This is a genomic window from Pseudomonas sp. NPDC096950 (assembly GCF_044762525.1).
In the GTDB taxonomy this organism is placed as follows: domain Bacteria; phylum Pseudomonadota; class Gammaproteobacteria; order Pseudomonadales; family Pseudomonadaceae; genus Aquipseudomonas.
The window spans coordinates 16,842-43,589 of the sequence record NZ_JBIWEL010000012.1; the positions used below are offsets into that span (position 1 = coordinate 16,842).

The following is a 26,748-nucleotide window of genomic DNA, read 5'->3' on the forward strand; positions in this document are numbered from 1 at the left end:
GTAGCCAGCCCGTTCGCTTCAGCGCAATGGCTGGCTAAAGATTCACGCACATTGTTTGACCCATCCTGCCCCACTGCTCATCCCCCTCGTGACGTGAAGCCGATACTAACGGCTTCGGCGACGCCTTGGCTGTCAGACCATTCGCTTTAACCCCGACGAATAGGTGACTGCTACCCGAAGGTCACGCCGCGTGCCATGCCAGTGGCTGCGATCACCATGAGCATCATCAACAGCGCTTCGATATGGCTGATCCGTGCGAACAGCTTCGCCCGCCCCAGATCAACCGAAGCGCCGCGCCCCAAGGCGATCCGCCACTTGATCAAGGTGATCATCGGCGCCAGCTCCAGCAGCAGAATGATCACGAACAGCGTCATCTTGAGATGAAACAACGGCTGGTGAAGGTAATAGTCAGTACCTTTTTCGTACCCGCCGAAGGCGCGCATCAGACCGGTAATCAGCAAAATCCCCGCAGAAATCCCCCACACGTTATCGGCGACCAGCACGCTCCGGACCTGCGCCGTGCCTGCGGCCAAGCGGCTTAATGCCGTGCCCCGGGTCAGCACACCCCAAAGCCCCATGGCAAATGCCAAGAGATGTATTGCCGCGAGAAACCAGTGAGACAGCATAGGAATGCTCCTGACAGGGAAATGGAAAAGGGATTGTCAGTAGTAGTCCAAAACCTGGAAATCTGCCTGCCATCAAACCCCTGCTGTCTCGTAATGCATTACAACTTTGTCATTGAGTTGTCAGCGTAGGTCGCACCCTCGATTCATACAGTGTCGTCGTCAGCCACCCAATCCGGATGGCTCGCCTTCCAACGATGATGACAAGGGTCGACACCATGAAACCAATGAACAAACTCTGCCTGATCGCCGCCAGCCTGTTGATGCTCGGCACCGGCTCTGCCATGGCCGCCAACATCGCGCCAGTGAAGGCCAACAACGTCGTGCTGGTGCACGGGTCCTGGGCCGATGGTTCGAGTTGGTCCGAGGTGATCACGCGGTTGCAAGCTGCCGGTTTGCACGTCACCGCCGTGCAGAACCCGCTGACCTCCGTGGCCAACGATGTCGCCGCCACCCAGCGCGTACTCGACCAACAAGACGGCCCCACCGTACTGGTCGGCCACTCCTACGCCGGCACCGTGGTCAGTGAGGCCGGGGTGGATCCGAAAGTCAGTTCCCTGGTCTACGTCGCCGCCCGTGCCCCGGATGCAGGCGAAGATTTCGTCGCCCTCTCCGGCAAGTACCCGACCATGCCCGTGCGGGCCGGCACCGAAGAGCACGACGGCTACGTCAGCTTGAAACAGGATGCCTTCCTTAAATACTTCGCCAGTGATGTCCCCCACGACAAGGCCATGGCGCTGTTCGCCGTGCAACAACCGATCGCCAAAACCCTGTTTGGCGAGCGCACCACCGCCGCGGCCTGGCACACCAAACCGTCGTGGTACGCGGTGTCCAGCCTCGACCAGACCATCAACCCGGACCTGGAACGCTTCCTCGCCAAGCGCATGGGCGCGACCACCATCGAGCTGCCGTCGAGCCATTTGTCGCTGGTGTCCCACTCCAAAGAAATCGCCGACCTGATCCTCGAAGCCTCCGGCCGCCAGCCGTAATCCCGGGCCGAATTGCATTACAACTTTGTCATTCAACTGTTGGTCGGCTGTCCGGATCGCCTCGTTAACCTGAGCTCACTGCCCAGTCACTCAACCGGCAGCCACCGTCATCCAGATTAGAGAGAGACACATCATGAAAATGTTAATCCTTGGTTTCGCCGCCCTCCTCGCCACCGGTTCGGCCTTCGCCGACACTCAGCCACAAGCGCCTGTGATTCACGACAAGACTGGTTTCTTCGTGCACATGGACGTTGCGAAAGTGCTGTCCACCACCGACATCTCACAACAGTGCGGCATTATTCCTGCGCGCTTGGACTACCTGGACCACACCGGTCAGGAGCACGTGCTGGATTACCAGGTCGAAGGCTCCGGTTGCATCAATGACAATTGAGTATGTTGCGCCGACGATGTGTGGCCCGAGTCACGCGCAGATGATCGGGCTACACTGGCTCACGCCCTCCACGGCACAATGATTTCTTTACGGACACCGACCATGAACATCCTTGTCGTTGAAGACGAGCCCAAGGCAGGCAACTACCTGCTCAACGGCCTGCAGGAACTCGGTTACTCGGTCAGCCTGGCGCGCAATGGCGTGGACGGCCTGCACCTGGCCCTGGAAACCTCGTTCGACGTCATCGTGCTCGATGTGATGATGCCGAAAATGGATGGCTGGGAAGTGCTGCGGCGTTTGCGCAAGGAAGCCGATACGCCGGTGCTGTTTCTCAGCGCCCGGGACGACATCGCCGACCGCATCAAGGGCCTGGAACTGGGCGCCGACGATTACCTGATCAAACCGTTCTCCTTCGCCGAACTGGTGGCGCGCCTGCGCACCCTGACCCGACGCGGCCCGTCCCGGGAAGAAGAACAGCTGCAAGTGGCCGACCTGCAAATAGATGTACTCAAACGCCGCATCACCCGCGATGGCGTGCGAATCACCCTGACCAATAAAGAATTCGCCCTGTTGCACTTGTTCGCCACCCATCAGGGCCAAGTGCTGTCCCGCTCGCTGATTGCGTCGCGAGTTTGGGACATGAATTTCGACAGCGACACCAATGTGGTGGACGTCGCGGTTCGGCGCTTACGCCTGAAAGTCGACGACCCGTTCCAACTCAAGCTGATCCACAGCGTGCGCGGCATCGGCTACCGCTTTGATACGCAGCCATGAACAACAAGCCTCATTCCCTGACCCTTCGTCTGGCACTGTTGTTTGCCTTGCTGGCATTTGCCTCGGTGATCACGCTGGGTGTGTGTTTGTATCGCGAGTTGGAACGTGAGTTGATCCGGCGGGACGATGCCGCGCTGATCACTCGGGTCGATCAACTGCGCACCTTTCTGAATGACAGCAACACTCTGGACCTGATCAAGAGCAAACCGGCCTTGTTCCAGAACATGCTCGGCAACCGCGAATCGGTGCTGGTGATCGGCGCGGCCGGACAAAAACCGTTGCTGGTGGTCAACCCTGGCAACCTCGATATTCCGACCTTGGCCCCGGTGACCATGGACCATCCGCTGGTCCTGGCCGACGTGCAGCACTTTTCCGGCGTGGATGGCGTGCCCTTCGCGGCGCTGGCGGCGACCATCGACTCGGGCGACCTGGGCAGCCTGCAAGTCGTGGCCGGGCGGTTGATGACGGAACGCACCAGCGTGTTGGCCAACTACCGTCTGCGGGTGTACATCCTCGCCAGCCTGGCGGCAATCTTGCTGGCGCTGTCCGGTTATCTGCTGGTCTATCGCGGACTCTTGCCATTGCGACGCCTGGCGAAACACGCCCATGGCATCGGCGTCGGCAACCTCACCGAACGCCTCGACAACCACGGCGCGCCGCTGGAAGTGCAGCCGATGATCGACGCCTTCAACGGCGTCCTCGACCGCCTCGCCAAAGGCTTTGTCCAACTCGGCCAAGTCTCCACCGACATGGCCCACGAACTGCGCACCCCGATCAACAACTTGCTGGGCGAAACCCAAGTCGCCCTCCAGCAAAACCGCAGCGTCGAAGCCTACCAACAGCTGCTCGCCTCCAACGTCGAAGAACTCGAACGCCTCGCGCGCATGCTCGACAACATGCTCTTCCTCGCCCGAACCGACCCCGCCAGCGCCCTGCGCCAACGCCAGGAACTGGATGCGGCGGACGAAATGGAACGCATGGCGGATTACTTCGAAGGGTTGGCGGCGGATGTCGGAATCAGCATCAACGCCCATGGTAGCGGCGTGATCTGGGCGGAGCCGATGTTGTTGCGGCGGGCGTTGGCGAACCTGTGTTCGAACGCCATCAAATATGGCGCGCCGGATTCGGAGTTGGAGGTGAGTGCGACGCCCTCTTCTGGTGGGATCGCCCTGCGGGTGAGCAACCACGGCGCGACCATTGCGCCGGAGCATCTGCCGAAATTGTTTGACCGGTTTTATCGGGTGGATGAATCCCGGGAGCGGTCGGCGCAATCGAATGGGTTGGGGTTGTCGATTGTGGCGACGATCATGCAACTGCATAGCGGGGGGTATGGCGTCACCAGTGAGAATGGGGTGACGTGTTTTGAGTTGTTCTTTCCGGGGCGGGTTTTGGAAGGATGATGGACTTATTGGCTATTTGAGTAACAGACCGTGACATAACTGGCGAACAGCCACCTATCTCCCTATCATGCCGCCCACTGGCTCTTGCGTAAGGGGTCAGAGGACAATCATTCAAAAGGGAATAGACGTGAAAGAGTTCGTAATTGGCGTAAACAACGTAGTTCTGTATGTCGCGCTGGCCGTTATCTGGATCGTCGCCATAGTCATGTTCTTCATGCAGGGTTTCTGGTCCGGTGTAGGCGTTTTCATCACCGGCACCCTGACCTGGTGCATCGTCTCCGGTTTCTGGTTCGTACAGTCGGCGACCTATGAAGAACTGAAAAAGTTGAACGCCAAACAAGGCTGACACTTGTTGGCCGGACCTGCCGCGCAGGTCCGATGTTGCTTCATGCAACAAGTGTAACGAGGGGGCAATTCCCTCGTTACAGCGCCTGGCGACTACCCAGGCTTGTGGTTATCCAGTACTCGATTCACCGCCAACTCACCCAACCTGATCACCTGCTGCAGCACCAGCATCTTCCTGCGCTGTGGGCCGTCCATTGTGCTCGCAATTTCATTCGCCATCTCGGTGGCCGACCCCAACGATTCGCAGGACTGGACGAGCAACGTTTCGTCATCCACCGCTGGGTTGATGATGAAGGTGTCGCTGCTGGGGATGCGGGGCGGTATCGGCTCTTTCAGAGCCCCGGGGTTGAGGTAGAAGTTGAGTGCGCGGTCGGCCGCCTCTTTTAGTTTCTTGGGGTCAAGATCAAGAGAGGCGTCGTAGGGTACTGGATTGGTATGCGGGGGATTGGGCGTTACTTTGAACATTAATTAGGTCCTCAAATGAGGCCGCAACTCTTTAGCTACTAAACAGAAGGGTGGCGGCTGTTCGCAGGTTAGTAGACCGGGGACCTAGCAATCCGGCGCGCCCGAGGGCGCCCTGCGCACAGCCACCATCAGGTGCAGGTATTTAAATACCAGACTGATAGATGCGAGTGCACCTGCTAGGAAACCGGGCTACTAAACCCGACCACTGATGAGCAGTGGCAGGTAAACGATAGAGCCCAGGCCCAACAGGCACAAGCCGGCGGATTCTGGCGCACGCGTAGGCAACGGCGCAAGGATTTGTAGCCTTTAGGACGTAACACTGAGTGTCGTTAAACAGATCACGCGCAACGATTAAACATGCCTCAAAAATCAAGACCACGCCTGACGGCTTTTTGGCTGCTAATTGCAGCGGGCGTACGTCTTTCCCGCACGTATCCCAAATCTATCGATAGACATAGGCGATGAGGATCTAGCTCCAGCACTGAGCTGGAGCGATACGGTGGACACCGCATACTGGCCCGCAGTTGAGGAGCCTCAGAATTCTCCAGACCATTAGCTATGCTGCACAGTCATATTGCCTCGTACCACCCGTTCAAGGAAAGCGTCGTGCCGTTTGCAATGGCGCTGCTGTTATCGTTCTTGAAAATTCGAACGCTTGATCCACCGGGAATGATTCGTCCCTGAATCGACAGGCCGGAGCCCATATCGCAGCCAGACAATTGGTATGGGAACGCAGCGCAGGTATACGGCAATACAACGCTGATATTTCCGGTCGCTGTGCCGGCGCCGCTCGACCCGATGGTAACCATCAACTGGACGAACACAACTTTCCCGACTTTGCGGAACCGCATGGTCCCCGTTGCATCGGAGAAGGCGCCATTTTGCGCAGAGACCGTCGTAGGAAATACGGAGAACTGAGCCGAGTACGCCTGTGAGATTTCCCCTCCACCTGCACCACGAATAACCAGAAGCACGTCATCTGTTGGATGAGGCGTTCCTACAAACGGAACACCAGAACTCCTATAGCCAGAGATTCTGACAAGGTTGCCGCCCTGGCTGTTCGTGAAGTCGATAGAGCCATTTACGCATCCACCATCCGTCAAGTCGACCATATTGCCCGTCCCACCCATCAGTATCCCCCGGTAATTCGGGTTGACTGAAGCCGCTGTCGCGCCAAGCACACCACTGATCTTGTTCGCCGTACCGTAGTTTTCGAGGCAATAGGCACCACGGGTTGCGTAATAATCGCAGTCGGTAAAAGCGTTTTGGTTGCTGAGGATTTTGAGCGGGCAGTGGCTACCCTCAAAATGTGAGTTGACGGCCGTGCAACCCGGTGCGCTTGCCAAGATATAAACAGAGGCAGCTGGAGTGTTGCTGGTAGATGAGCGATTCCAAGGATGCAGGTTATCCGCTCTAAAGTTTCTACTTGCGACTAATCCAAACCACGAGTTATCCGCGGATACGCCGCAGTCCAGCAACGTAACGTTAGTCATTGAGGAGTCTGTCGGGCCGTCATACTTCCAGCCGTGGCGACCAGTGGTATCGATCAGTATGTCCTCGTACGTACTTTCAAAACCAAGCGGACGCTCACCATCGATGATGTCGAAGTCGGTGATCAAGCCATGGTACGGGGACTGTGTGATGGTGATCTGCCGAAGATTCTGCTTGGCCCCTTTTATTGCAAACGTGTGCCCGCTGGCGTTATTGGCGCGGTTGCCGTCGAACTGCATACCGACAACCGAAACGTTGTTCGTATTGATCGTGAAGTTCGAGGAAATGAAGTCCAGGTTCAGACCGTTTTTGGCCTTGAGAATGGTAAGAAACTGCCCCTTACCGATCCAAGACATGTTCGGAATTAGCTCAATGTGTTCGCACACGTAGGTACCATAGCCCCACAAGATCCTCGCCCCTGCCGCAGTCACTGCCACGATTGCCGAGTTCAAGGCGTCTTGGGTATTCACTGTGCCATCTCGCTTGAATCCACACTGTTCTGCACTGACGTTGCCGTCGTGGATCAGCCTCCAGCGAGCGCCATCATTCGCGACGATGATCATCGGAATCGACTCCGCACTCGTCGTATCTGCTTCGTCTACGGCGTACTCACCATGCCCCCCATCCCCGCGAGCGGCATACCCCAGCGTTGCAGCCCTCTTATTGAGGGCTGAGTTCACAGCACGCAGATCGGCAAGGGTGTCGACCCCTTTGGCATCATATTCGGCAACGTTATTTGTAGTGATTATTGTCATTTGCATTATTCCTTTTCTGTAGGAAAGCTCCCACTTCACGGGGCCTTGTTGAGTGCCTTGGAATACAGAGTATGCATTTACGCATACACAATCAATGCAATAACGCATATTTAATGCGCGAGTATGCTAAAACGCATTTAACCTGCTAAAAAACTGGTGCTGCCGGTTTTATGCGGGCAAAAATACGAGACGATGACGAAGCACTACCAGGAGGGGCACGACGAGAAGAAGATCGAGTAATTGAGGGAAAGAGCTGAGTTGCCGTTTTGACTGGGGTTTTTGCAAAAGTTTTGCAAAACCGAAGACAACAAAAAAGGGCCCACCTTTCGGTGAGCCCTTCTAGACCGCCCAGCAGAGCGGATTTTGTTTGGTAGGCGCGATTGGACTCGAACCAACGACCCCCACCATGTCAAGGTGGTGCTCTAACCAACTGAGCTACGTGCCTGCTGTGAGGCGGCATTCTACGGAATTCCGGAGGGGTGTCAACACCTTTTTTCGAGCTAACCCTATGAATATGCAAAATATTTAATTTCGGTGCTGCGACGAAGATTTTCCGGTGGCTGGCGGCGGTTTTTTAACTCGGGTAGGATCGGTGCACTCGTAAAATATATTAAACAGAGGCTGCAGGATGGCGAACACCCCCTACCCAGAGTCCTATTACGCTGCATCGGCGAATGCGGTTCCGCCGCGTCCGGTTTTGCAGGATGACGTAGAGACTGATGTCTGTGTGATCGGCGCCGGTTACACCGGTCTGTCCTCTGCCCTGTTTCTGCTGGAGAACGGTTTTAAAGTCACGGTGCTGGAGGCGGCCAAGGTCGGGTTTGGTGCGTCGGGGCGTAACGGCGGCCAGATCGTTAACAGTTATAGCCGTGACATTGATGTGATCGAGCGCAGTGTCGGGCCCAAGCAGGCGCAGTTGCTGGGGCAGATGGCGTTTGAGGGTGGACGGATCATTCGTGAGCGGGTCGCCAAATATAATATCCAGTGCGACTTGAAGGACGGCGGTGTGTTCGCGGCCATCACGGCCAAGCAGATGGGGCATCTGGAATCGCAGAAGCGGCTGTGGGAGCGCTTCGGGCATACGCAGCTTGAGTTGCTGGACCAGAAGCGCATCCGTGAAGTGGTGGCGTGCGATCAATATGTCGGCGGCATGCTCGACATGAGTGGCGGGCATATTCATCCGTTGAACCTGGCGCTGGGTGAAGCGGCGGCCGTGGAGTCGTTGGGCGGCACTATTTATGAGCAGTCGCCGGCGGTGCGCATTGAGCGCGGCGCGAATCCGGTGGTGCATACGCCGCTGGGTAAGGTCCGGGCCAAGTTCATCATTGTTGCGGGCAACGCTTACCTCGGCAATCTGGTGCCGGAGCTAGCGGCGAAGTCGATGCCGTGCGGGACGCAGGTGATTACCACTGAGCCGTTGGGCGATGCGTTGGCCAAGGCGCTGTTGCCGCAGGATTACTGTGTCGAGGACTGCAACTACCTGCTCGATTACTACCGTCTGACCGGGGACAAGCGTTTGGTTTTCGGCGGTGGCGTGGTGTATGGCGCGCGGGATCCGGCGAACATCGAGGCGATTATTCGGCCGAAGATGCTCAAGGCGTTTCCGCAGTTGAAGGACGTGAAGATTGATTACGCCTGGACCGGAAATTTCCTGCTGACGTTGTCACGTCTTCCGCAGGTCGGGCGGCTGGGGGATAACATTTATTATTCCCAGGGTTGCAGCGGGCATGGTGTGACGTATACGCATTTGGCGGGCAAGGTGTTGGCCGAGGCGTTGCGGGGTCAGGCCGAGCGGTTTGATGCGTTTGCGGATTTGCCGCACTACCCGTTTCCGGGCGGGCAATTGTTGCGCACGCCGTTTGCGGCGTTGGGGGCTTGGTATTACGGGTTGCGGGATAAATTCGGTTACTAAGTAGCCACACCGCAATCCAATGTGGGAGCGGGCTTGCTCGCGAAGGCGGTGTGTCAGTCAATATTGATGTCGACTGATACACCGCTTTCGCGAGCAAGCCCGCTCCCACATTGGGTTTTGTGTTGTGGCTGTTAATCGGGGAAGTCTGCGCCTTCGCTGACATTCGCCCATCCTTCGAAATCCTTGCGCAGGGCTTCAATCTTGCCACGGCCACCGGCCAGTGCGGCTTTGCCCAATAGCAGACGCAACGGTGGATTCTCAGCCTCCACCGCATCAACGATCGCTACTGCCGCCCGCACCGGATCACCCGGTTGCTTGCCGTTGTAGCCCCGGATCATCTCCATGCGTTTACCTGCCGTTTCGTCGTAATCGCTGATGGTCCGGCTCGCCTCATTGGCCGAACGCCCCGCCCAATCGGTGCGGAATCCGCTGGGTTCGACGATCAATACTTTGATGCCCAACGGCCCGACTTCCTGGGACAGGGATTCGGAAATACCTTCCACGGCAAACTTGGTGGCGTGGTAGAAACTCACCGCCGGGAACGCGACGATGCCGCCGACGGACGAGATGTTCACCACCGAGCCGCTACGCTGCTGGCGCATGCCGGGCAACACGGCGCGGGTCATCTGCACGAGGCCCCAGACGTTGATTTCCATCATGTTGCGCACTTGTTCCAGATCACTTTCTTCAAACGAGCCGAAATAGCCAATCCCCGCGTTGTTCACCAACACGTCGATACGACCGAAACGCGCGTGGGCCGCTTCCACGGCAGCGTCGATCTGCGCCGGGTCGGTGACGTCCAGTTTCAAGACCAGCGCGAGGTCTTCGTGTCCTTTGACGATGTCTTCGACCTGGGCCGGGTTACGCGCGGTGACCACGGTCGGGTAGCCGAGGCTGAGGGTGTGCAAGGCCAGTTGACGGCCGAAACCTGTTGAGCAGCCGGTGATGAACCAGACCGGTTTGGTAGTCGATGCAGTCATGCGGATCTTCCTCCAGGTAGCTGCCCGCGAGTGCGAGCGATGTCACTGAGTATGGCCACGCCTGGCCTTGCGAAAAAGAGCCATAATCTGCAAGACCTTTTCGGAAAAACAACACAATGAAAGACCCGGATTTTCAGCAATTACGGCTATTCATGCAGGTTGCCCAGGCGAAAAGCTTCACCAACGCCGCTGATGCAGCGGGGGTATCGGTGTCCACGGTCAGTCATGCGGTGAGAGAACTGGAGAAACAACTCGGGCTGCGATTGCTGCACCGAACCACGCGCAGCGTCAATGTCACCGAAGCCGGCGAGCAACTGATCAGCAAGATCGCGCCGTTAATGGAAGACCTGGGGTTGGCATTGCGCAGCGCGTCGGCGGCAGGTGATGAGGTGGCGGGGACGCTGCGCTTGAGCGTACCCACCAGTGCCAGTCGGTTGATCCTGCAACCGTTGTTGCAGCGATTTCTACTGGCCCATCCGGGGATCAACCTTGAAGTCGCGGTGGACAACAGCCTGATCGATATCGTCACCAAGGGCTACGACGCCGGCATTCGCTATGACGACGTGCTGGAGGAAGACATGGTGGTGGTGCCGATTCTGACGGACATGCGCTTCGTGGTGGTGGCCTCGCCGGAGTATCTGGCGGGTCGGACGATTCCGCAGCTGCCGCAGGATTTGTTGCAGCACGAATGCGTGAATTATCGCAGCGCCACGACAGGCTCCCTACCCCGCTGGGATTTTGAGAAGGACAGCAAGCACACCCGGGTTGCGGTCAAGGGACGACTGGCAACCAATGACAGTGAGTTGCTGCTGCGGGCGGCACTGGACGGTTTTGGCTTTGCGTACTTGTTCCATGCACCGATTGTGAGGGACTACCTGGCCAGCGGGGAGTTGGTGTCGGTGCTGGATGACTGGGTGCCGGCCGGCACGCTTTACCTGTATTACTTTGAGCGCAATAACACGCCGAAGAAGCTGCGGGCGTTTATTGATTTTTTGAAGGAACAGGCCGAAACAAATTAACCCCAGACACCAAAAATCCCCTGTGGGAGCGGGCTTGCTCGCGAAAGCGGTGTGTCAGAGAACATAAATGTCGACTGACACGGCCTCTTCGCGAGCAAGCCCGCTCCCACAGGGGGAATGGGGTCACAGGCGATTTCGGGGGATACCGCTGCGGATTCGCAAGATGTCGGCCAGGACGGCCAGGGCGATCTCAGCCGGGGTTTTGCTGCCCAGGTTCAGGCCAATCGGCGCATGAATCCGCGCTAATTCTGCATCCCCCAACCCACCAATCCTGCGCAACCGCTCAAAGCGCTTTTGCGATGTCTGCATCGACCCCATCACACCGATATAAAACGCATCGGTGCGCACCGCTTCCATCATCGCCAAATCATCAATCCGTGGATCGTGGGTCAACGCCACCACCGCCGTGTCGCTGTGGCAGCCGCCGTCGGCGATAAACACCGACGGCAGTTGCCGACGAATCTCGACGCCCTCCAGCACCACGCCTTCCAGCACTTCATCCCGAGGATCACAAAGAATCACCTCGAAACCCAAACCCACCGCAAACTCCGCACAGGCCTGGGCGACGCTGGAATACCCCGCCAGCAATAAGCGCTGAGCTGCGCCGATCCGCACGCGCACCCGGTCAATTTCACGTTCGATGCGCACACCTTGTTCGCTGTCCGCGAACACACGCCGCGCACCGCTGGCCAGATCGACCTCGCGGATCAACCGACGCTGCCCGAGCAACGCCGATTCCAGTTCCCGCAAATGCGCCTGAACCTCGCAATCCGATTCAAGCTTCTCCACCAGCACATCGAGCACGCCGCCGCAGGGCAAACTCACCCGCGAACGCGGATCATCGCCTTCACCGTAACGCACGACGCTGACGGCTTGCTCGAACAAACCTTCGGCGACGCGTTCAAGGAAATCTTCCTCAACGCAGCCACCGGACAGCGAACCAATCCACTGCCCTTCCGCGTTCACCGCCAGCAACGAGCCCGGCGCACGGGGCGCCGAGCCGTAAGTGGCGAGCACCGTGCACAGCCACACGCGTTGCCCGGCCACCGACCATTCCAGCGCCCGGCGCACCACTTGCAGATCGAGATGCTGCATGTCAGTGCGCCTTGTGCTCGGCCGGTGGTGCATCGGCTTGCAGCTTCTGCACGTCACTGACCGCCAACTCACTCGACTGACCGCCCCAACCCTGACGCAGGTAGTTCAGCAGGTCGGTCAGTTGCTCGTGATTGAGTTTGTCGGCGAAACCCGGCATCGGTTGCATGCGTTCGAACCCGGCGAATTTCTGTTCGCCGATGCCGTCCTCGATCACCCGCAACAGGTTGCGCGGGTCTTCCAGGCGCAACGTGGTGTTGCCGCGCATGGCCACCGCGATGTGCGGCTTGCCCTCGCCGTTCGGCGCGTGGCAACCGGCGCAGACATTGAGGTAATCCTGACGACCGCGCTGGGCGCTTGGGCTCATCTGTTCCAGCGGCACTTCGGTCAGCACTTTCGCCGCCGGGGCCGGATCGCCCAGCAGGTAAGTCGCCATCGCCGCCAGGTCCGGGTCGCTGAGGCCTTGGGTGCTGTTGTGGAACACCGGGAACATCTCGTTGAACATCGTGCCCTGGGCGCTCATGCCGTGTTTAAGGAAGGTGCTCAGGTCCTGATGATTCCAGCCGCGCGCGGCCAGGTCAGTGGCCAACAGGCTTGGCGCCAGGTAGCCGTTGAGCAGGCCTCCAGTCAGGCGTTTGTCCATCTGCATCGCACCGGGCAAACCGCGCGGGGTGTGGCATTCGCCGCAGTGGCCGAGCACTTCGACCATGTACTCGCCGCGCTTGAACGCTTCACTTTTGCCCTCGGTCGGCGCGAGTTTCACGTCCTTGCCGTAGAGCATGTTCCAGCCCATCAACCCCAGGCGCACGTTGAACGGAAAGCTCAGGCTGGTGACCGGCGCCGCGCGTTCGATCGGCTCGACGGTTTTCAGGTACGCATGAATCGCGTCCGAATCTTCACGCGGCATCAGGTGATACGAGGTGTAGGGCATCGCCGGGTACAGGTTCGCGCCATCCCGGCGCTTGCCTTCGGTGAGCGCGGCGAAGAATTCGTCATCGTTGTACAAACCGATGCCGTGCTCTTTGCTCGGGGTGATGTTGGTGCCGTAGATCGTGCCGAACGGCGAGACGATCGGCAACCCGCCCGCATACGGCGCGCCCCCCGGTGCGGTGTGACACGCCATGCAGTCAGCCGCGCGGGCGAGGTATTCGCCGCGCTTCACCTGATCATCCGCGTGGGCCAATAACACCGGCGCAGCCAGACCAACCGCCAGCGTCAGGCGGGAAAGTAGTTGCTTCATGCTTAACCCTCCTTGACCAGGCCGAGATCGGTCAGCACGTTGCGAGTCGCGCTGTAGTAGCGCACATAGCCGGTGCAGCGGCAGATGTGATGGCCGAGGCTGTCTTCAATGACTTTTTCCAGCTGACTTTTCATGATCGGCTGACGCTGGAGTTTTTCCACCAGCACCGTGGCCGCATTGACGAAACCCGGCGCGCAGTAGCTGCACTGGAAGGCGAATTCATCGACGAAACGTTGCTGGATCGGGTTCAGCTCAGTGACCTTGCCCTGCTCATCGCGGGTTGCGTAGCCTTCGATGGTCCGCACTTTCTTGCCTTCGAAGTAATGCGCGCCAGTGATGCAGGTGCGCACTTCTTCGCTGGTGCCGTCGGGGTTGTCGACGATCACCACGCAGGCGTGGCAGATGCCCTGGCCGCAGCCGAGGCGCGAGCCGGTGAGGTTTTTGTATTCGTGCAGGTAATCGATCATCGGCAGGTCATCAGGGATGTCCACCGGGCCGACGGATTGACCGTTGAGGGTCAGTTGAAGCGGACGGTTAGCCATTGAGGGCCTCCTTGATGCGTGCGGAAGTGATAGGCAGGTCGCGGACCCGTTTACCGATGGCATGCGCCACGGCGTTACCGATGGCGCCGACCACCGGGATCATCACCACTTCGGCAATGCCCTTCGATGGATCGCTCGGCGACAGCGGCGGCAGGATCTCGGCGGTCTGGTTCCAGACGGCAACGTGCCGGGCCATCGGCAAGCGGTAACGGTTGAAGTTCCAGTCGCCCTCCCCCGGTCCGCCTTCGTACAACGGCATCTCTTCGAGCAGCGCATGGCCGATGCCCATGGCGATCCCGCCTTCGAGCTGGCCCTTGACCAGTTCTTCCACCAGCACCCGACCGCACTCGACCCACGAGTGATGGTTGAGCACTTGCACTTCGGCGGAGCCCTTGTTCACTTTCAATTCCACCAGCGTCGCGACCGGGCTGTAGTAAGTCACCGCCGCGTTGTTCAACTGGGTGTCCGGGTAATGCACGTTCTGGCGATCCAGCAAGTGGAAACCGGCGCTGGTCATCTGCGCTTTCTTCGCGTTCGGAGCACCGTCGCCGTACTTCACCGCCAGGCCATCCAACGGCAGACGCTCGCGTACGCCGTCGATGCTGAACTCGGCCTCGGCCCAGCTCCAGCGGTTGAAACCGTGCACGGTCGCGCCGGTCACCAAACCTTTTTCGTGGGCGTGCTTCGCCAGTTGCTCAAAGCTCAGGGGCTGCATGCCGTTGGCGGTGAGTTTGCCGTCGACCCAATGCGCGTCTTCGCGGCGCACCACGTACGGGTTGGCCTGGCCGCCGTAAGGGCCCTGGCCCCAGATCTGCAACGCCGCCGGCCACAAGCCGTGGTTGAACAGCACGCGGGACGCTTCGCGGGTGGCGTGACTGAAGTAGTAGGCGGAGTTGGTCGCCGACGAGGCCGAAGCCAGTTTGCCGACCCAGCGCGGGTTGCGCAGAAATCCGTCCTGTTCCGCCTGGCTCATGATGTACGGGTTGCCGCCAGTGATCAGCTGCAACTCTTTCCATTCGGTTTCGCCGGTCTTCACTTCGGTGGCCGGGATGCCGATGAAATCCGCCACCACCAAGGCTTGGGACGTGGACATGCCGGTGCCGATTTCGATGCCGATATGGCGCAGGGTCACGTGGCCTTCGGCGGTGAATTCGATGCTGGCCATCGGCGCTTCGGAACCGGTGCCAAAGTCTTTCTGGCAGATGGCGAAACCGACGCCGTACCAGTGATCCGGGTCGGCAGCTTCGCGCCGAAGCTTGATCAGGTCGCGGCTTTTCCAGACTTCGTGGGCGGACGCCTTGTCGAGGATTTCGTGCAGGCGCAAGGCACCGGCCGGGACCGCGCCTTGGGTGTTTTTCATGCCCGAGAGCATGGCGTTTTTCTTGCGCAGGTCGATGGCGTCGATGCCGAGACGACCGGCGATTTCGTCGACCATCATCTCGGTGGACGCCATGCTTTGCAGGGTGCCGTAGCCTCGCATCGAGCCGGCCTCAACGGCGCGGGAATGGTAGGCCGTGACCTGCAAATCGTTCTGCGGCATGTAGTAGATCGACTGCGCCGCCGTGGCGCCAACCGCCGCTACCGAAGGGCTGTAGTTGATCCGCCCGCCGCCATCGACGCTCATCTCGGCGCGGAAAATCTTGAAGCTGTGATCGTTTTTATCCACGGCCAATTGGTAGCGGATGTCGAACGGGTGACGCTTGATGCCGCTCTGGAATTGCTCGTAGCGGTCGTTGGCCAGACGCACGGGAACACCGGCGCCGTACAACGCAGCCAACGCGGCGTAGTAGACGAAGATGTTGTGGTCTTTCGAGCCGTAACCGACGGTGTAACCGGGGTGCATGTTGAGATTGGCCAGGCCGAAGCGGGACGGCGCGATCATCTTCGCGGTTTCGGTGGCGGCCTCCAGTGGGCACTGGGTGGCGACCACAAAGTGCAGGGTCTTGCTCGCCGGGTCGTACCAGCCGTTGCCGTTGTCCGGTTCCATCGCGGCGGGTTCGATCGATGGGGTTTTGTAGCGCTCGTCGAACACCAGCCAGTTGTCCGGCGGTGAATCGATTTGTTGCTTCATGCGGTCGGCGTAGAACAAGCCGCGCTCGGTCAGGTTGCCGTGCAGGTCCGGTTGGGAATTCCATACCGGACGACGGTTTTTCAGCATCGGGAACAGGATCGAATCCTTGAGGCTGGCGAATTCATCTTCGTCCGCCGACGTCGCACCGCCGACCCGCACGTAGCGGAAGCTGCCGTAGGGATCGCCTTCGTAGAACGGCACTTGGGCACCGTAACGAATCGCTTTGTCATTGAATTTGAGTTTGGCCTTGGCCTGGCGGAAGCGCTCGAAGTCGTTCCAGATCAGGATCGCCACCGGATGACCGATGAACATCGGCACCTTACCTTCGGGCAGCAGCGGATCAGGCGCATGCTCTTCCGGGAAGACGATGCCGTCCTTGTCCAGGTCGGCGGCGGTGACGATGCGGTCGGGCTGCAAATCGGCGCCGAGCCACGCCAGGTCTACACCTGCGTAGATGCGGTCGGCCTTGGTGATTTTCAGCAACATGGCGTGGCCCTGTTGCTGGGGCCAGCCCGGCATGTCCTTGGCGCGGATGTCGCGGGCAAAGACTTTGCTGCCGCAGACCTTGGACAAGGCATCGTTACGCGAGCGCGCCTTGCCGTTGTTGCCAAGCCATTGCTCGGACGGCACGGTCACGCTGTTTTCCATCAAGGCAGCCAGCGCCTGGGAGCTGAGCGGCGTGAGCGTCACGCTCACACCCGCCACCAGCCCGCCCTGGAGGAACGAGCGCCGGGAGATATCACGGTTGGACATGGATCATCCTCTGGGCGGTTATGGGTCCGCCCTTCTGGTTATGTTCTGGGGATCTCGAGTCTTGCAGGAGCCCTTTTCGACGATTCAAAGGGCTGTGTTGACAGTGCAAAGCTGACCGAAAGGTTAACTTTATAGGTTTCTGCGCTTGCGGCAAACAACCGGTTACAAAAAAACTGACCAATGAATCAAAATATTGCTGCGTTGCGCGGCAATACATCAATGGAATGCGGGTCCTGTGGGAGCGAGGCTTGCCCGCGAAGGCGTCATCACTGGCGCTAAAAGCTTCGCGGGCAAGCCTCGCTCCTACTGGTTCTGCGTGCGTCGGGCTTCGAGTCTTTGGAGGAATTCTGCGCGGCGGTGCTGATCGGTTTCTTCTTTGGCCAACCATTCGGGCAGTAGCTCAGCCGCTCGCCCGGCCTCCAAGATAAAAACACCATCATCGTCACCGATAGCCAAATCCCCCGGACGCACCGTCACCTCGCCAATCCGGATCGGCTGATTGACCTCACCCTGGGCGCCAATGCCACGCGTGGTGTACGCGCTGACGTCGCGACAAAACACTGGTAAGCCATGTTGGCGTAGCGCGCTGACATCGGTGACCGCGCCCGACACCACCACCCCGGCCAGCCCTTTGATCAGTCCGGCCAATGTCCGCAACTCACCCCAACATCCGCACTCTGCGTCGCCCACGCATTCAATCACCAGCACGTCCCCCGGCTGACTCAGCAACAGCGCCTCACGCAAAACGCTGCCATCCGGCGGGAAGACTTTCACAGTAACTACGTTGCCAACCATGCAGATGTCGTTGAACAGCGGCTTGATCCCGCGCAGGAAGCCGAGATCGGAAAAATGGCCGATGGTGGAAGACGGGATCGTCCGGTACTGGGCGATCAACTCCGGGCTGAGGTTTTGTTGGCGGGGGTTGATCAGGTAACTCATCGGCATTTTTTCCCTGGACGCAGCAATGGGCAGGTCGAACAGTATTCGGCAGGCTCCGTGGCCAGGTAGTAGAAGCAGCAGGTGCGGCGAAAGCGAATGCTGCGTTGCCCGTCGTCCACCAGCGTCGGCGGTCGTCGGAAATGGCTCAGAGGGTTGTAATCGAGGCCGAACAACGCGGGTTTGGCTTGGGTCATCAGCCAGGTGAAATCCGCTTCACAGCGCTCGCGCACTAAGGGGTCTTCAATTTTCGCCATGCGTTTTTCATACAGCGAATACACGCGCACGGCGGTGTTTTCCCAGAGGATGCGTCGGGAAACGCCGGTGATGCGGTTGAAGGTTTGCCACAGGGGTTTCAGCAGGTCGGCGAACAGCGCTTGAACGATGGTTTCGCGCCAGGCTTCGCGCTCGCCCGCTTCATACGTCAGTGGAAGGGAATGGCTAATCGGCATCGAAGACGTCCACAACCCGTCATCGTGGCCGTATTCCACTACGGCGTTGTCCAGCGACATCAGCAACCCTTTGTCATACACCGACATCGCGTACAAACAGGCGCCGGTTGCCAGAAACGACAGACGCTTGCCGAGCAACGAGGCGGTGATCGCCCGGGTCGGCGAGCCGATCACCGGGCCCAACGCGTCCAGCAATTGCTCGCACAGGTCCTCTTGCAACAAGTCCCGAGCCATCAACGAACGCAGCAAGTCGCGTTCCGCGCTGTCCTTGAGCCGCAATCCGCCGGACAACACTGCCCACTCCGATTCAGTGAAATGGCCAGCCAAATTCATTGCGGCAATTCCCGGCCAAACGGAATGCACAGCGGCGTGCCGAAGAACGGATCGGGAATGATCCGGCAGTTGAGGTCGAACACGGTTTTGACCAATTCTTCCGTCAACACCTCATCGGGCCGGCCCTGGGCGAATGCAGTCTGGTTATGCACCGCCACCATGTGATCGGCATAGCGGCAGGCCAGGTTGAGGTCGTGCAGGACCATGATGATGGTTTTGTTTTCGAGCCGGTTGAGGTCGCGCAGCAGGTCCAGCACTTCGATTTGGTGCGCGAGGTCGAGGAATGTGGTCGGTTCGTCGAGCAGCACGATGCCGGTGTCCTGGGCCAGGGTCATGGCAATCCACGCCCGCTGGCGCTGCCCGCCGGACAACGCGTCCACCGGCCGATCCGCCAGGGCCAGCAAACTGGTCTGCGCCAGGGCGCGGTTGACCATGGCTTCGTCTTCCGCCGACCACTGCTGCATCCAGCTCTGATACGGATAGCGTCCCAGCGCCACCAATTGCCGGACGGTGATGCCCTCCGGCGCGCTCGGGGTTTGCGGCAAAATCGCCAGCTCCCGGGCAACGGCTGCGGTGGATTTTTGCTGGATGTCCACGCCGTTAAGAATCACCGAGCCCTGCTGCGGTTTCAGCAGCCGGGCGAAGGATTTGAGCAAGGTGCTTTTGCCGCAGCCGTTGCTGCCGATCAATACCGAAATCTTGCCTTGGGGCAGTTGCATGTCCAGCGCGTCAATAATCACCTGGCGCTGATAACTCAGGGTCAGGCCGCGACTTGCAATCGACGTCATACATTGAATTCCTTAATGACGTTGTTTAATCAACAGATAGAGAAAAAAGGGTGTGCCGAGCACGGCGACAAAAATCCCGGCGGGCAGGTCCAGCGGCAAAAACAGCGTGCGCCCAGCGAGGTCGGCCAACACCACAAGATTCGCGCCGACCAGCGCCGCCATCACGGCTTGGCCGCCGAAACCTGGCGCCACCAGACGCTTGGCAATGTGCGGCGCGATCAGCCCGACAAACGCAATCGCCCCGCCCCAGGCAATCGCCGCACCGGCCAACGCCACGCTGACCAGCAACAAACCGGCCCGCAGCCACTGCACGCGCACGCCAATACCTTGGGCGAGGCTGTCATCCAATTGCTGCACCATCACCTGCCGCGCCAGGAAAACCAGCAGCGGACAAATGCCCAACAACCAGGAACCCAACGCCAGCGGTTCCGGCCAACTGGCCCCGTACACGCTGCCGGTCAGCCAGACGTAGGCTGATAAGGTTGTGGTGAGCGGACTGAACACCAGAATGAACGTGGTGGCGGCGGTCAACATCGCGGAGATGCCGACGCCGATCAACACCAGTCGTAGCGGTGAAGTCCCCTGTTTCCAGGCCAGCAGATAGATCGCCAATGCCGCCAGCCCCGCGCCGAGCATCGCTGCCAGCGGCAGATACTGTTGGCCCAGAGCCACGGAGAAGAACGACAAGTACAACACCGCCGCCGCACTGGCGCCGCTGGTGATGCCGAGCAAGTCAGGCGAGGCCAGCGGATTGCGGATGATGCTTTGCAGGATCAGCCCGGACACCGACAACGCCGCGCCCACCAGCGCCGCCAGCAGCAGGCGCGGAAAGCGCAGTTGCTCGACGATAAACGTCAGGCTGGCGTCCTGATTCGAGAACAATATCCGCAGCACCTCCAGGGGCGAGAGCATGACTTTGCCCAGGGACAGCGAGCCGAGCATGATCAGCGCCGTCACCATCAACGCCACCAGCAAGCGCCACAATGTCGCGACATTGATCCGCCGGGAAAACCCGCTGCGCCGCCAGGTCAGGACCTTATCCATAACGACCTCCACGGCGCGCCAACAAAATGAAAAACGGCGCGCCGAACAGTGCCGTCATCACCCCCACCGGCACTTCTTGCGGCAGGATCAGCACCCGGGACAAGGTATCCGCCAGCAGCAGAACAATCGCGCCGAGCAGCGCAGAGCCCGGCAGCAACCAGCGATGGTCGATGGACAAACCTTTGCGCACCATGTGCGGCACCAGCAACCCGATAAACCCGATGCTGCCGGCCAGCGCCACCGCACTGCCCGCCAGGCACACCACCAGCACGGCCATCAACAAGCGGATCAAACCCGTCCGCTGTCCGAGGCCGGTAGCAATTTCTTCGCCGGCGTTCAGCACATTGACCTGCCCTGCCAGCACCATCGAGCCAAACAACCCAAGCACGCCACACAGCAACAACGGCGCGGCGACAGACAGACTGCGTTCGGTCAATGACCCGGCCAACCAGAACAGCACCGTGTCCAACCCATCCTGATTGACCACCAGCAATGCCTGGCTGAACGCGGAGAACAACGCCGCCATCGCCGCGCCCGCCAGCACGATGCGCAACGGGCTGAGACTGCCCTGCCCCATGTTGCCGATCAACCACACCAGACTGCCCGCCACGGCCGCGCCGATAAATGCGCACCACAGCCACGCATCCGGGGACGCCAAGGAGAACAACGAAGAACCGAGGATGATAAAAAATGTCGCCCCGGCGTTGATCCCGAACAGTCCTGGGGACGCCAGCGGATTGCGCGTCAGCGCCTGCATCAAGGCACCGGCCACCGCGAGGCTCGCGCCCACGGCCATTGCCATCAGGGTGCGCGACAGGCGTGTGGTGGTGACCAGCACATGGCTGACGCTCAATGGATCGGGATGGACGAATGCCGCGAAAATCTGCGACAGCGGAATCCAGGTCGCGCCGACCGCCAGGCTCAGCACGCAGCTCAGCAACAAGACAACGCCCGCGCTCCACATCTTCAACCCATTACTCATGAAGCTGTAACCAGACGGGCGACATCATCAAGCATCAGATTTGCGCCAAGCATCCCGCCCGACAGGCTCCACGCCACGCCATCGACCCGCCACACCTGGCCCTGTTGCGGCGCACGCATTTGCTGCCACAGCGGATGCTGCACCAGGCTTTCATAATTTCGCTGCACTGCCGCTTTCTCCGCGCGCAAGAAGATGAAGAAAATATCGGCATTCACCACCGCCAGGCTTTCCTTGCTGGTGAGTTTGATCGACACCCCGCTCGCTGCCCGACTGGCTTCACTCCAGTCAAAGCCCAGTTCAGTGATGACGGAGCCCGGAAAACTCGCCGGCAAGTAACTGCGGATGTGGTCTTCACGCACATCCAGAATCGATACCGTTGGCGGCCAGCGCCCGGCGAACTTCTGCTGCAACTGCAGACGCAGTTGCGCTACCCGCTGCTGCCATTGAGCCAACACCTCGTTGGCTTGTTGCTGGCGGTACAAGGCAACGCCCATCAGCGCCAGGGTCTTTTTGAACTCGAACACTTCCTCCAGCATTACCACCGGAGCGATCTGCTTGAGCAACGGGGCGATACGTTCATGACGAAAGCGCGAGGCGATGATCACGTCCGGTTTCAACAGCGCGATGTCCTCCAGGCTGGGCTGGGTTTCCAGACCGACATGGGGCACCGTCTCCAACGCCGAACGCAGATAACGATAAGTGGGTTTCTCGCTCCAGGAATCAACGATGCCGCACGGCGTAACGCCCAACGCCACGGCGCTGTCGGTGGCGCCCTGAAACAGGGTGATCACCCGCAGCGGCGCGGCGTCGGTTTGCGCCCACGCCGGTATCGAATACCTGAGGGCAAGCATGCCCAACGACAGGCGCAACAGCGTGCGCCTGGTGGGATGAGGTTGAAGGTCAGTCTTCACGATGCAACCGGTGGAACGGGTTCACCACCTGGCCTTTGCCGAACGGCATGCTGCCGGGGCCGCCCGCCCGCTCGATCATCGGCGTGAGCAGCAACTTCTGTGGCCAGTGCGGTGCTTCGAACAGTTGCTGTTTAATCATCGCCCGAGCTTCGGTGTCGAAGTCGATGGTGTCAATCAACTCGTTCAACACTTCGCCCATCGCCTTCCACAAAGAGGTGGCTGGCAACGCGTAAACCTGCGCCAGGGTTTCGATGATCGAACGGAAGTTGACCTGGATGCCCAGGGTCTGCAACCAGAACAGCAGGTCTTCCGGACGCTCGTGATACAGCGTGTTGGCGTGGCCCTTCTTCAGGCGGTACGCCGGATCGGCAAGGCCGTTGCGCTCCAGCCATGGCACGAAGATGCGCAGCGAATCGTGGTCGCGCAGCAACAAGCCTTGGGCATGACCGGCCTTCCACACCAGGACCGCATTTTGCCCGTGGATCTCCCCGAGCATGCCGATGCGGAACATCCGCAGGTTGATGTCGAAGAAGCTGTGGCTCAACTCGCGGAACAGGGTCATCACCGACGCGGCGTTGGCCGGCAGTTGACGGTAGGCCATCCAGTCATCGAAGAAGTGCTGATTGCTGCCGGGCAGCGGCGTGCCGAGGGCGGCCATCGGCACCAGTCGGGTGTCCCGATCTTCCAGCAATGCGGGTGGATAGCCACGGACCATGGCGGCCAAGTGACGCGGTGCTTCGTCGAACAACGTCGCGTCCGGCGGCATGAACGCCCACCACTTGGTTTCATCGCACAGGTGCAGTTTCTCTTGCAGGGTTTCGTCCTTGCCCCGCGCCTGACGCAGCAGCTTTTCACTCAAGCCGCCGTTGATCATCTTCACCGCCGGCAGGTAACGCGAGGCGCCGAGGGAATAGATCGCCATCGGCAACTTGAGATAGTCGGCGCTGTTGAAGCACGGGGTCATCGAACGCAACGACGAAGTGGCGTAGAAATCACCGTCGTTGAATTCCAGGCGCTGGCAATCGCCCTTGGCGAAGGCGTCGCCGAGCTGCGCTTCCAGCACATGATCGAACTGCCACGGATGCACCGGCAGCGCGATATGGCTCTCGTAAATGCCCCGTTGCTGCATCTCGTGTTGCAGGCCGGCGTGCAACGCGAATGGCAGCAGGTGCTCGGCGGGATTATCCAGCGCCAGGTCCGTCACACCGTCACCGCATTGCAGCAACGTGCGGTCGATCGCGACCCAGTTCAGCGCCACCGGACGGGCGAATTCCGCTTGATAGTGTTGATATTCCGCGTCGTTCAAACCCTGCTTGGCTTTGGCCAACGGATGGTAAGGACGATCACGCAATGAAGCCCACTGCTCCATGGTCAGGAAAAAGTCGGCGTTGCTCTTTTCCAGCAAGCGTTCGCTGTTGACCCGATGGGCCAGGGACAACTCGGTCTGGCGCACGCTGGTGCGCAGCACATCAAGGAACAGCGCAAAGCCCTTTTCATTGTCCTGATAGCGGTCGGTCATCCCGGCCAACACCTGTGTCATGAAGACTTCAGGAGACAGCTCGATCAGTTGGCCATTTTCGCGACCCAATACCGGCGTACCCGGCACCTTCTCCCAGTGCTGAGTAATGCCGGGGCGCAGGGCGACGAAAATTGAACCCTTCCATTCCCAGATGCGCTGATCGGCACTCAACCCGGTGAACGGCTGGTCGGCTGCGGGTGCCACCAAGTTCAGCGGCTCGGTCCCGAAAAAATGTTCGGCCAGCAAACAATCGACCAGATCCTGCATCACCCTGTCGGCGGCCATTGTGGTGAAGTTCATCGGATTATTTTCCTTCTGCTGAAGTGGCGGCCAATTTGGCCTGGAGGGCACGAAAAGCGATGCCACGCTCGTCACCCAAAACAAAACTGTTCACGCCGCGAGCCAACCACCGTTCGTGGTCGCCCGGCTGGCGTGGAATCGCGCAATACGGCACGCCTGAAGCACTGGCGGCTTGCCAACTGGCGAGAAGCGCTTGCTGCACGTCGGGCCGGTCGATTTGCCACGGCGTCCCCATGGATTGCGATAAATCTGCTGCGCCTTCGAGGATCATGTCCAGGCCCGGCACCGCCGCAATCTCCGCCGCGCGCCGCACGCCCTCGGCGCTTTCGATCATCGCCACGATCATGATTTGCTCGTTGGCCAGACCGATGTATTCCGCGAGGCTGTGTTTGCCAAACGCACCGGGGCGCCCGGCGTTCAGGCTGCGAGTGCCTTGCGGATGGTATTTGCAAGCGCGAATGCTCTCGGCCAACGGCTCGGGGCTTTCGATCATCGGCAACACAATGCCTTGGGCGCCGCCATCGAGCAGGCGCAGCATGGTTTTCGGGTTGAGGTCCGCCACCCGCACCAGTGGCGTGAGCGCATAGCTCTCAGCGGTGCGGATCATGTTCTCCACGGTTTCCGGGTTAATCAGCACGTGTTCCATGTCGATGATCACGAAATCGAAACCGGCTTCGGCAATCAACTCGATGGCCGCTGGCGCTGGAATTGAACTGATCAGACCGTAGGCCGACTCCCCGATAAGGAGCTTCTGCTTGAGCAGATTGGTCCTCAGCATGATTGCGGCCGGAACGCGTGCAGTGGATTGGGCACCTTTTTGAATCGACGTTCGCCATCGCCCAAGAGGCGACGCTTGGTCAGTTCTTCGACTTCGTAGAACGGCGCGAACACATCAAACGCGTCGTAGCGCGCACGGTGTTGCGGGTGATCGGCCTGGTAACCGGTGATCACCTCGGCGGTCATCTGCCAGAACTCGGTTTCGGCCAGTTGATAGTGCTGATGCAGGAAGATCGCCATCTCGGCCAGGGCGATGAAAAAGAACGAGTCACAGGAGAAATCGCGCACCGCATCCACATCGTCAGTGAGGATGAACGAGTTGCGATTGAGCTTGGCGTGGCTGGCCGGCAGCGGCACAAGGGTCGGGCTCAGTTCGGGGCGGCCGAGGTGTTGCGGCGAATAGCGCACGCCATCGTGGAAGTCTTTCAGGGCGATCCGTTGCGACCAGCCCTGCTTGACGATCAGGACGATGTTCTGCCCATGGGATTCCATGCCGATGCCTTCGGCGTAGAGCATGTGAATGATCGGCGACACCGCGACTTGCAGCAGTTGGCGGGTCCAGGCGTGCAGGCCGTATCGCTTGATCCAGGTGTCGATAAACGGCGTCTGTTCGCCGTCGCCATAACGGTTGTCCACGGAGCTCAAGCCGTTGAACGGTACCGCTTGCTCATCGTCTTCCAGGTACTGGTGAATGCTTTCGCGCCACAGGGTGCCCATGGTCCCGTAGGCCTGGGACATGCGCGTGGCGGGCAGATAGTCGTAGTCAAAACTGACGCCAACCACTTCGCCGAGAATCACAAATCCGAGGTCACGGGCAGTGCTGTCGCTGCGGATCAACTGGTGCAGCCAGTCGGTGATGATCGGACCGTTCATCACGGTGTGACGGGCCAGGATGCGGGTGCTGGAGGTGTTGGTCATACTCAGCGCGAGCTTGACGTAAGGCCGCTGTTTGTCCGTGACGTTGGCCAAGGTGCGGATCGACTGCTGCGCTTTATAACGATCATCCGTGGTGCCGAGATGGATCACTTCACCGCTGACCAGCTCCGGATAGAACACCGGGACAATGACGTTTTCCCATTGCCACGGGTGCACCGGCATCAGCCAGTAATCGCCCATCGATTTGCCTTGGTCGGTGAGGCTCTCAGCGAGTTCCTGCCAACGCTGGAGGCCGAATTCCTGTTGAATGAAGTCGTCGTAGTTCAGGTGTCGGGAGATGTTCATCGCCCCGCAGGTTTTCGCTACGGCCAGCCAGACGATGGCGACTGGCGCGGCAAATTCAGGTCCGTAGCTGGCGTTGTCTTTCAGCGAGAAACCGATGCGCGACTTGTAGCAAGGGTGATAGCTGTGGGCGTCCATGAAGTGCTGTTCCAGCGCATCGACGTCCAGTAGATGGGACGGTTTTGCCGCTTTATAGCCCTGGCTGCGGGATTGCAGATCCTTGAGCAGGGTTTGCTCCAGTTCATGGGTGAAGCGTGGCAGGTGCGGGCTGTCTTGAAGCTCACTCAACAGTTCGGCCAGGGCCTGATGCAAGTGCGGTTGGCTGTGCTTGCCCTGGGCATCGACGCGTTCAAGGCTGGAGTAGTCGAGGCGGATCAATTCGAAACTGGCGCTGAGCAAACCGGTGCAGTGGTACTCCACCGGTTGTTGCCGGGCATCGGCGCCGCTGACGACAAACCGGTATTGGCTGCCGGCCAGAGGTGAATGCTGGTACGGCAGCACGTTTTCATACAGCAGGGTTTGCAGCAGTTGGCCGACCACCCGCTGTTCCACTTGTTGATAGCGCTGAGTGTCAGCGGTCGCCAGCCAGACGCCTGGAACCTGAGGTGTTGCCTGAGATGAGGTCGCCATTGTCATACCTTGTCGA

Annotated in this window: 24 protein-coding genes and 1 tRNA gene; 7 read left to right on the forward strand and 18 right to left on the reverse strand. The window is 59.7% G+C overall.

The annotated features are described in order from the left end of the window. Positions 1-170: 170 nt before the first annotated feature. The gene (locus tag ACIQY3_RS18800; protein ID WP_403022059.1) at positions 171-626 is read right to left on the reverse strand and encodes a DUF2214 family protein; all 456 of its coding nucleotides are present in this window, start codon (positions 624-626) and stop codon (positions 171-173) included. A gap of 215 nt (positions 627-841) precedes the next feature. On the opposite strand from ACIQY3_RS18800, the gene ACIQY3_RS18805 reads away from it, so the two are divergent. The 5 genes from ACIQY3_RS18805 (at position 842) to ACIQY3_RS18825 (ending at position 4,523) form a co-directional block, all read left to right on the forward strand. Then, on the forward strand, positions 842-1,612 hold the full coding sequence (locus ACIQY3_RS18805; protein ID WP_403022061.1) for an alpha/beta hydrolase: 771 nt from the start codon (positions 842-844) through the stop codon (positions 1,610-1,612). A gap of 133 nt (positions 1,613-1,745) precedes the next feature. Next, complete coding sequence (locus ACIQY3_RS18810; RefSeq protein ID WP_403022063.1) at positions 1,746-2,003, forward strand: DUF2790 domain-containing protein; 258 nt, start codon at positions 1,746-1,748, stop codon at positions 2,001-2,003. Between the two features lie 102 nt (positions 2,004-2,105). Continuing rightward, positions 2,106-2,777 carry a heavy metal response regulator transcription factor gene (locus tag ACIQY3_RS18815; protein ID WP_054053013.1) on the forward strand — a complete coding sequence of 224 codons (672 nt, stop codon included), beginning with the start codon at positions 2,106-2,108 and terminating at the stop codon, positions 2,775-2,777. Next, positions 2,774-4,177, forward strand: coding sequence for a heavy metal sensor histidine kinase (locus ACIQY3_RS18820; RefSeq protein WP_403022065.1), 1,404 nt, complete (start codon positions 2,774-2,776; stop codon positions 4,175-4,177). The genes ACIQY3_RS18815 and ACIQY3_RS18820 overlap by 4 nt, the downstream gene beginning before the upstream one ends. 127 nt (positions 4,178-4,304) lie before the next feature. Beyond that, the gene (locus tag ACIQY3_RS18825; protein ID WP_403022068.1) at positions 4,305-4,523 is read left to right on the forward strand and encodes a hypothetical protein; all 219 of its coding nucleotides are present in this window, start codon (positions 4,305-4,307) and stop codon (positions 4,521-4,523) included. A gap of 92 nt (positions 4,524-4,615) precedes the next feature. Here ACIQY3_RS18825 and ACIQY3_RS18830 read toward each other — a convergent pair whose 3' ends face one another. The 3 genes from ACIQY3_RS18830 to ACIQY3_RS18840 all read right to left on the reverse strand — a co-directional run bounded on the left by ACIQY3_RS18830 (position 4,616) and on the right by ACIQY3_RS18840 (position 7,678). Continuing rightward, entirely contained in the window at positions 4,616-4,987 is a 372-nt protein-coding gene (locus ACIQY3_RS18830; RefSeq protein WP_403022070.1) for a DUF6124 family protein, read from the reverse strand. Between the two features lie 569 nt (positions 4,988-5,556). Then, positions 5,557-7,233 (reverse strand): hypothetical protein, encoded by a 1,677-nt coding sequence (locus ACIQY3_RS18835; protein ID WP_403022072.1) that lies wholly within the window; start codon positions 7,231-7,233, stop codon positions 5,557-5,559. Between the two features lie 368 nt (positions 7,234-7,601). Continuing rightward, a tRNA-Val gene (locus tag ACIQY3_RS18840) sits at positions 7,602-7,678 on the reverse strand. Between the two features lie 183 nt (positions 7,679-7,861). Between ACIQY3_RS18840 and ACIQY3_RS18845 the strand changes: the two genes are divergently transcribed. Next, a complete protein-coding gene (locus tag ACIQY3_RS18845) occupies positions 7,862-9,145 on the forward strand; it encodes an NAD(P)/FAD-dependent oxidoreductase (protein WP_403022074.1) in 1,284 nt (427 codons plus the stop codon). Between the two features lie 131 nt (positions 9,146-9,276). On the opposite strand, the gene ACIQY3_RS18850 is transcribed toward ACIQY3_RS18845, so the two are convergent. After that, positions 9,277-10,125 carry an oxidoreductase gene (locus tag ACIQY3_RS18850; protein ID WP_403022076.1) on the reverse strand — a complete coding sequence of 283 codons (849 nt, stop codon included), beginning with the start codon at positions 10,123-10,125 and terminating at the stop codon, positions 9,277-9,279. 116 nt (positions 10,126-10,241) lie between these two features. Between ACIQY3_RS18850 and ACIQY3_RS18855 the strand changes: the two genes are divergently transcribed. Continuing rightward, on the forward strand, positions 10,242-11,144 hold the full coding sequence (locus tag ACIQY3_RS18855; RefSeq protein ID WP_403022078.1) for a LysR family transcriptional regulator: 903 nt from the start codon (positions 10,242-10,244) through the stop codon (positions 11,142-11,144). A gap of 123 nt (positions 11,145-11,267) precedes the next feature. Here the strand turns inward: ACIQY3_RS18855 and ACIQY3_RS18860 are convergent, their stop codons facing one another. From ACIQY3_RS18860 to ACIQY3_RS18920, 13 genes are all read right to left on the reverse strand, one after another. Next, positions 11,268-12,239 carry an XdhC family protein gene (locus ACIQY3_RS18860; protein ID WP_403022080.1) on the reverse strand — a complete coding sequence of 324 codons (972 nt, stop codon included), beginning with the start codon at positions 12,237-12,239 and terminating at the stop codon, positions 11,268-11,270. 1 nt (position 12,240) lies between these two features. Further along, on the reverse strand, positions 12,241-13,476 hold the full coding sequence (locus tag ACIQY3_RS18865; protein WP_403022082.1) for a c-type cytochrome: 1,236 nt from the start codon (positions 13,474-13,476) through the stop codon (positions 12,241-12,243). Positions 13,477-13,478: 2 nt separating this feature from the next. Further along, the gene (locus ACIQY3_RS18870; protein WP_403022084.1) at positions 13,479-14,018 is read right to left on the reverse strand and encodes a (2Fe-2S)-binding protein; all 540 of its coding nucleotides are present in this window, start codon (positions 14,016-14,018) and stop codon (positions 13,479-13,481) included. Further along, positions 14,011-16,842: a xanthine dehydrogenase family protein molybdopterin-binding subunit gene (locus ACIQY3_RS18875; protein ID WP_403022086.1), complete on the reverse strand. Its 2,832-nt coding sequence runs from the start codon at positions 16,840-16,842 to the stop codon at positions 14,011-14,013. Before ACIQY3_RS18875 ends, ACIQY3_RS18870 begins: the two co-directional genes overlap by 8 nt. 303 nt (positions 16,843-17,145) lie before the next feature. Beyond that, positions 17,146-17,787 carry an RraA family protein gene (locus ACIQY3_RS18880; protein WP_403022088.1) on the reverse strand — a complete coding sequence of 214 codons (642 nt, stop codon included), beginning with the start codon at positions 17,785-17,787 and terminating at the stop codon, positions 17,146-17,148. Then, positions 17,778-18,563, reverse strand: a complete 786-nt coding sequence (locus tag ACIQY3_RS18885; RefSeq protein WP_403022090.1) for an IucA/IucC family C-terminal-domain containing protein — start codon at positions 18,561-18,563, stop codon at positions 17,778-17,780. The genes ACIQY3_RS18880 and ACIQY3_RS18885 overlap by 10 nt, the downstream gene beginning before the upstream one ends. Continuing rightward, positions 18,560-19,351 (reverse strand): ABC transporter ATP-binding protein, encoded by a 792-nt coding sequence (locus ACIQY3_RS18890; protein WP_403022092.1) that lies wholly within the window; start codon positions 19,349-19,351, stop codon positions 18,560-18,562. Before ACIQY3_RS18890 ends, ACIQY3_RS18885 begins: the two co-directional genes overlap by 4 nt. A gap of 12 nt (positions 19,352-19,363) precedes the next feature. Further along, positions 19,364-20,395: a FecCD family ABC transporter permease gene (locus ACIQY3_RS18895; RefSeq protein ID WP_403022094.1), complete on the reverse strand. Its 1,032-nt coding sequence runs from the start codon at positions 20,393-20,395 to the stop codon at positions 19,364-19,366. After that, the gene (locus ACIQY3_RS18900) at positions 20,388-21,377 is read right to left on the reverse strand and encodes a FecCD family ABC transporter permease (protein ID WP_403022096.1); all 990 of its coding nucleotides are present in this window, start codon (positions 21,375-21,377) and stop codon (positions 20,388-20,390) included. Before ACIQY3_RS18900 ends, ACIQY3_RS18895 begins: the two co-directional genes overlap by 8 nt. After that, positions 21,374-22,228: an ABC transporter substrate-binding protein gene (locus ACIQY3_RS18905; protein ID WP_403022338.1), complete on the reverse strand. Its 855-nt coding sequence runs from the start codon at positions 22,226-22,228 to the stop codon at positions 21,374-21,376. Before ACIQY3_RS18905 ends, ACIQY3_RS18900 begins: the two co-directional genes overlap by 4 nt. Before the next feature lie 49 nt (positions 22,229-22,277). Next, positions 22,278-24,107 (reverse strand): IucA/IucC family protein, encoded by a 1,830-nt coding sequence (locus ACIQY3_RS18910; protein ID WP_403022098.1) that lies wholly within the window; start codon positions 24,105-24,107, stop codon positions 22,278-22,280. Between the two features lie 4 nt (positions 24,108-24,111). Next, the gene (locus tag ACIQY3_RS18915) at positions 24,112-24,885 is read right to left on the reverse strand and encodes an HpcH/HpaI aldolase/citrate lyase family protein (RefSeq protein WP_403022100.1); all 774 of its coding nucleotides are present in this window, start codon (positions 24,883-24,885) and stop codon (positions 24,112-24,114) included. Continuing rightward, a complete protein-coding gene (locus ACIQY3_RS18920; RefSeq protein WP_403022102.1) occupies positions 24,879-26,738 on the reverse strand; it encodes an IucA/IucC family protein in 1,860 nt (619 codons plus the stop codon). Before ACIQY3_RS18920 ends, ACIQY3_RS18915 begins: the two co-directional genes overlap by 7 nt. Between the last annotated feature and the right edge of the window lie 10 nt (positions 26,739-26,748).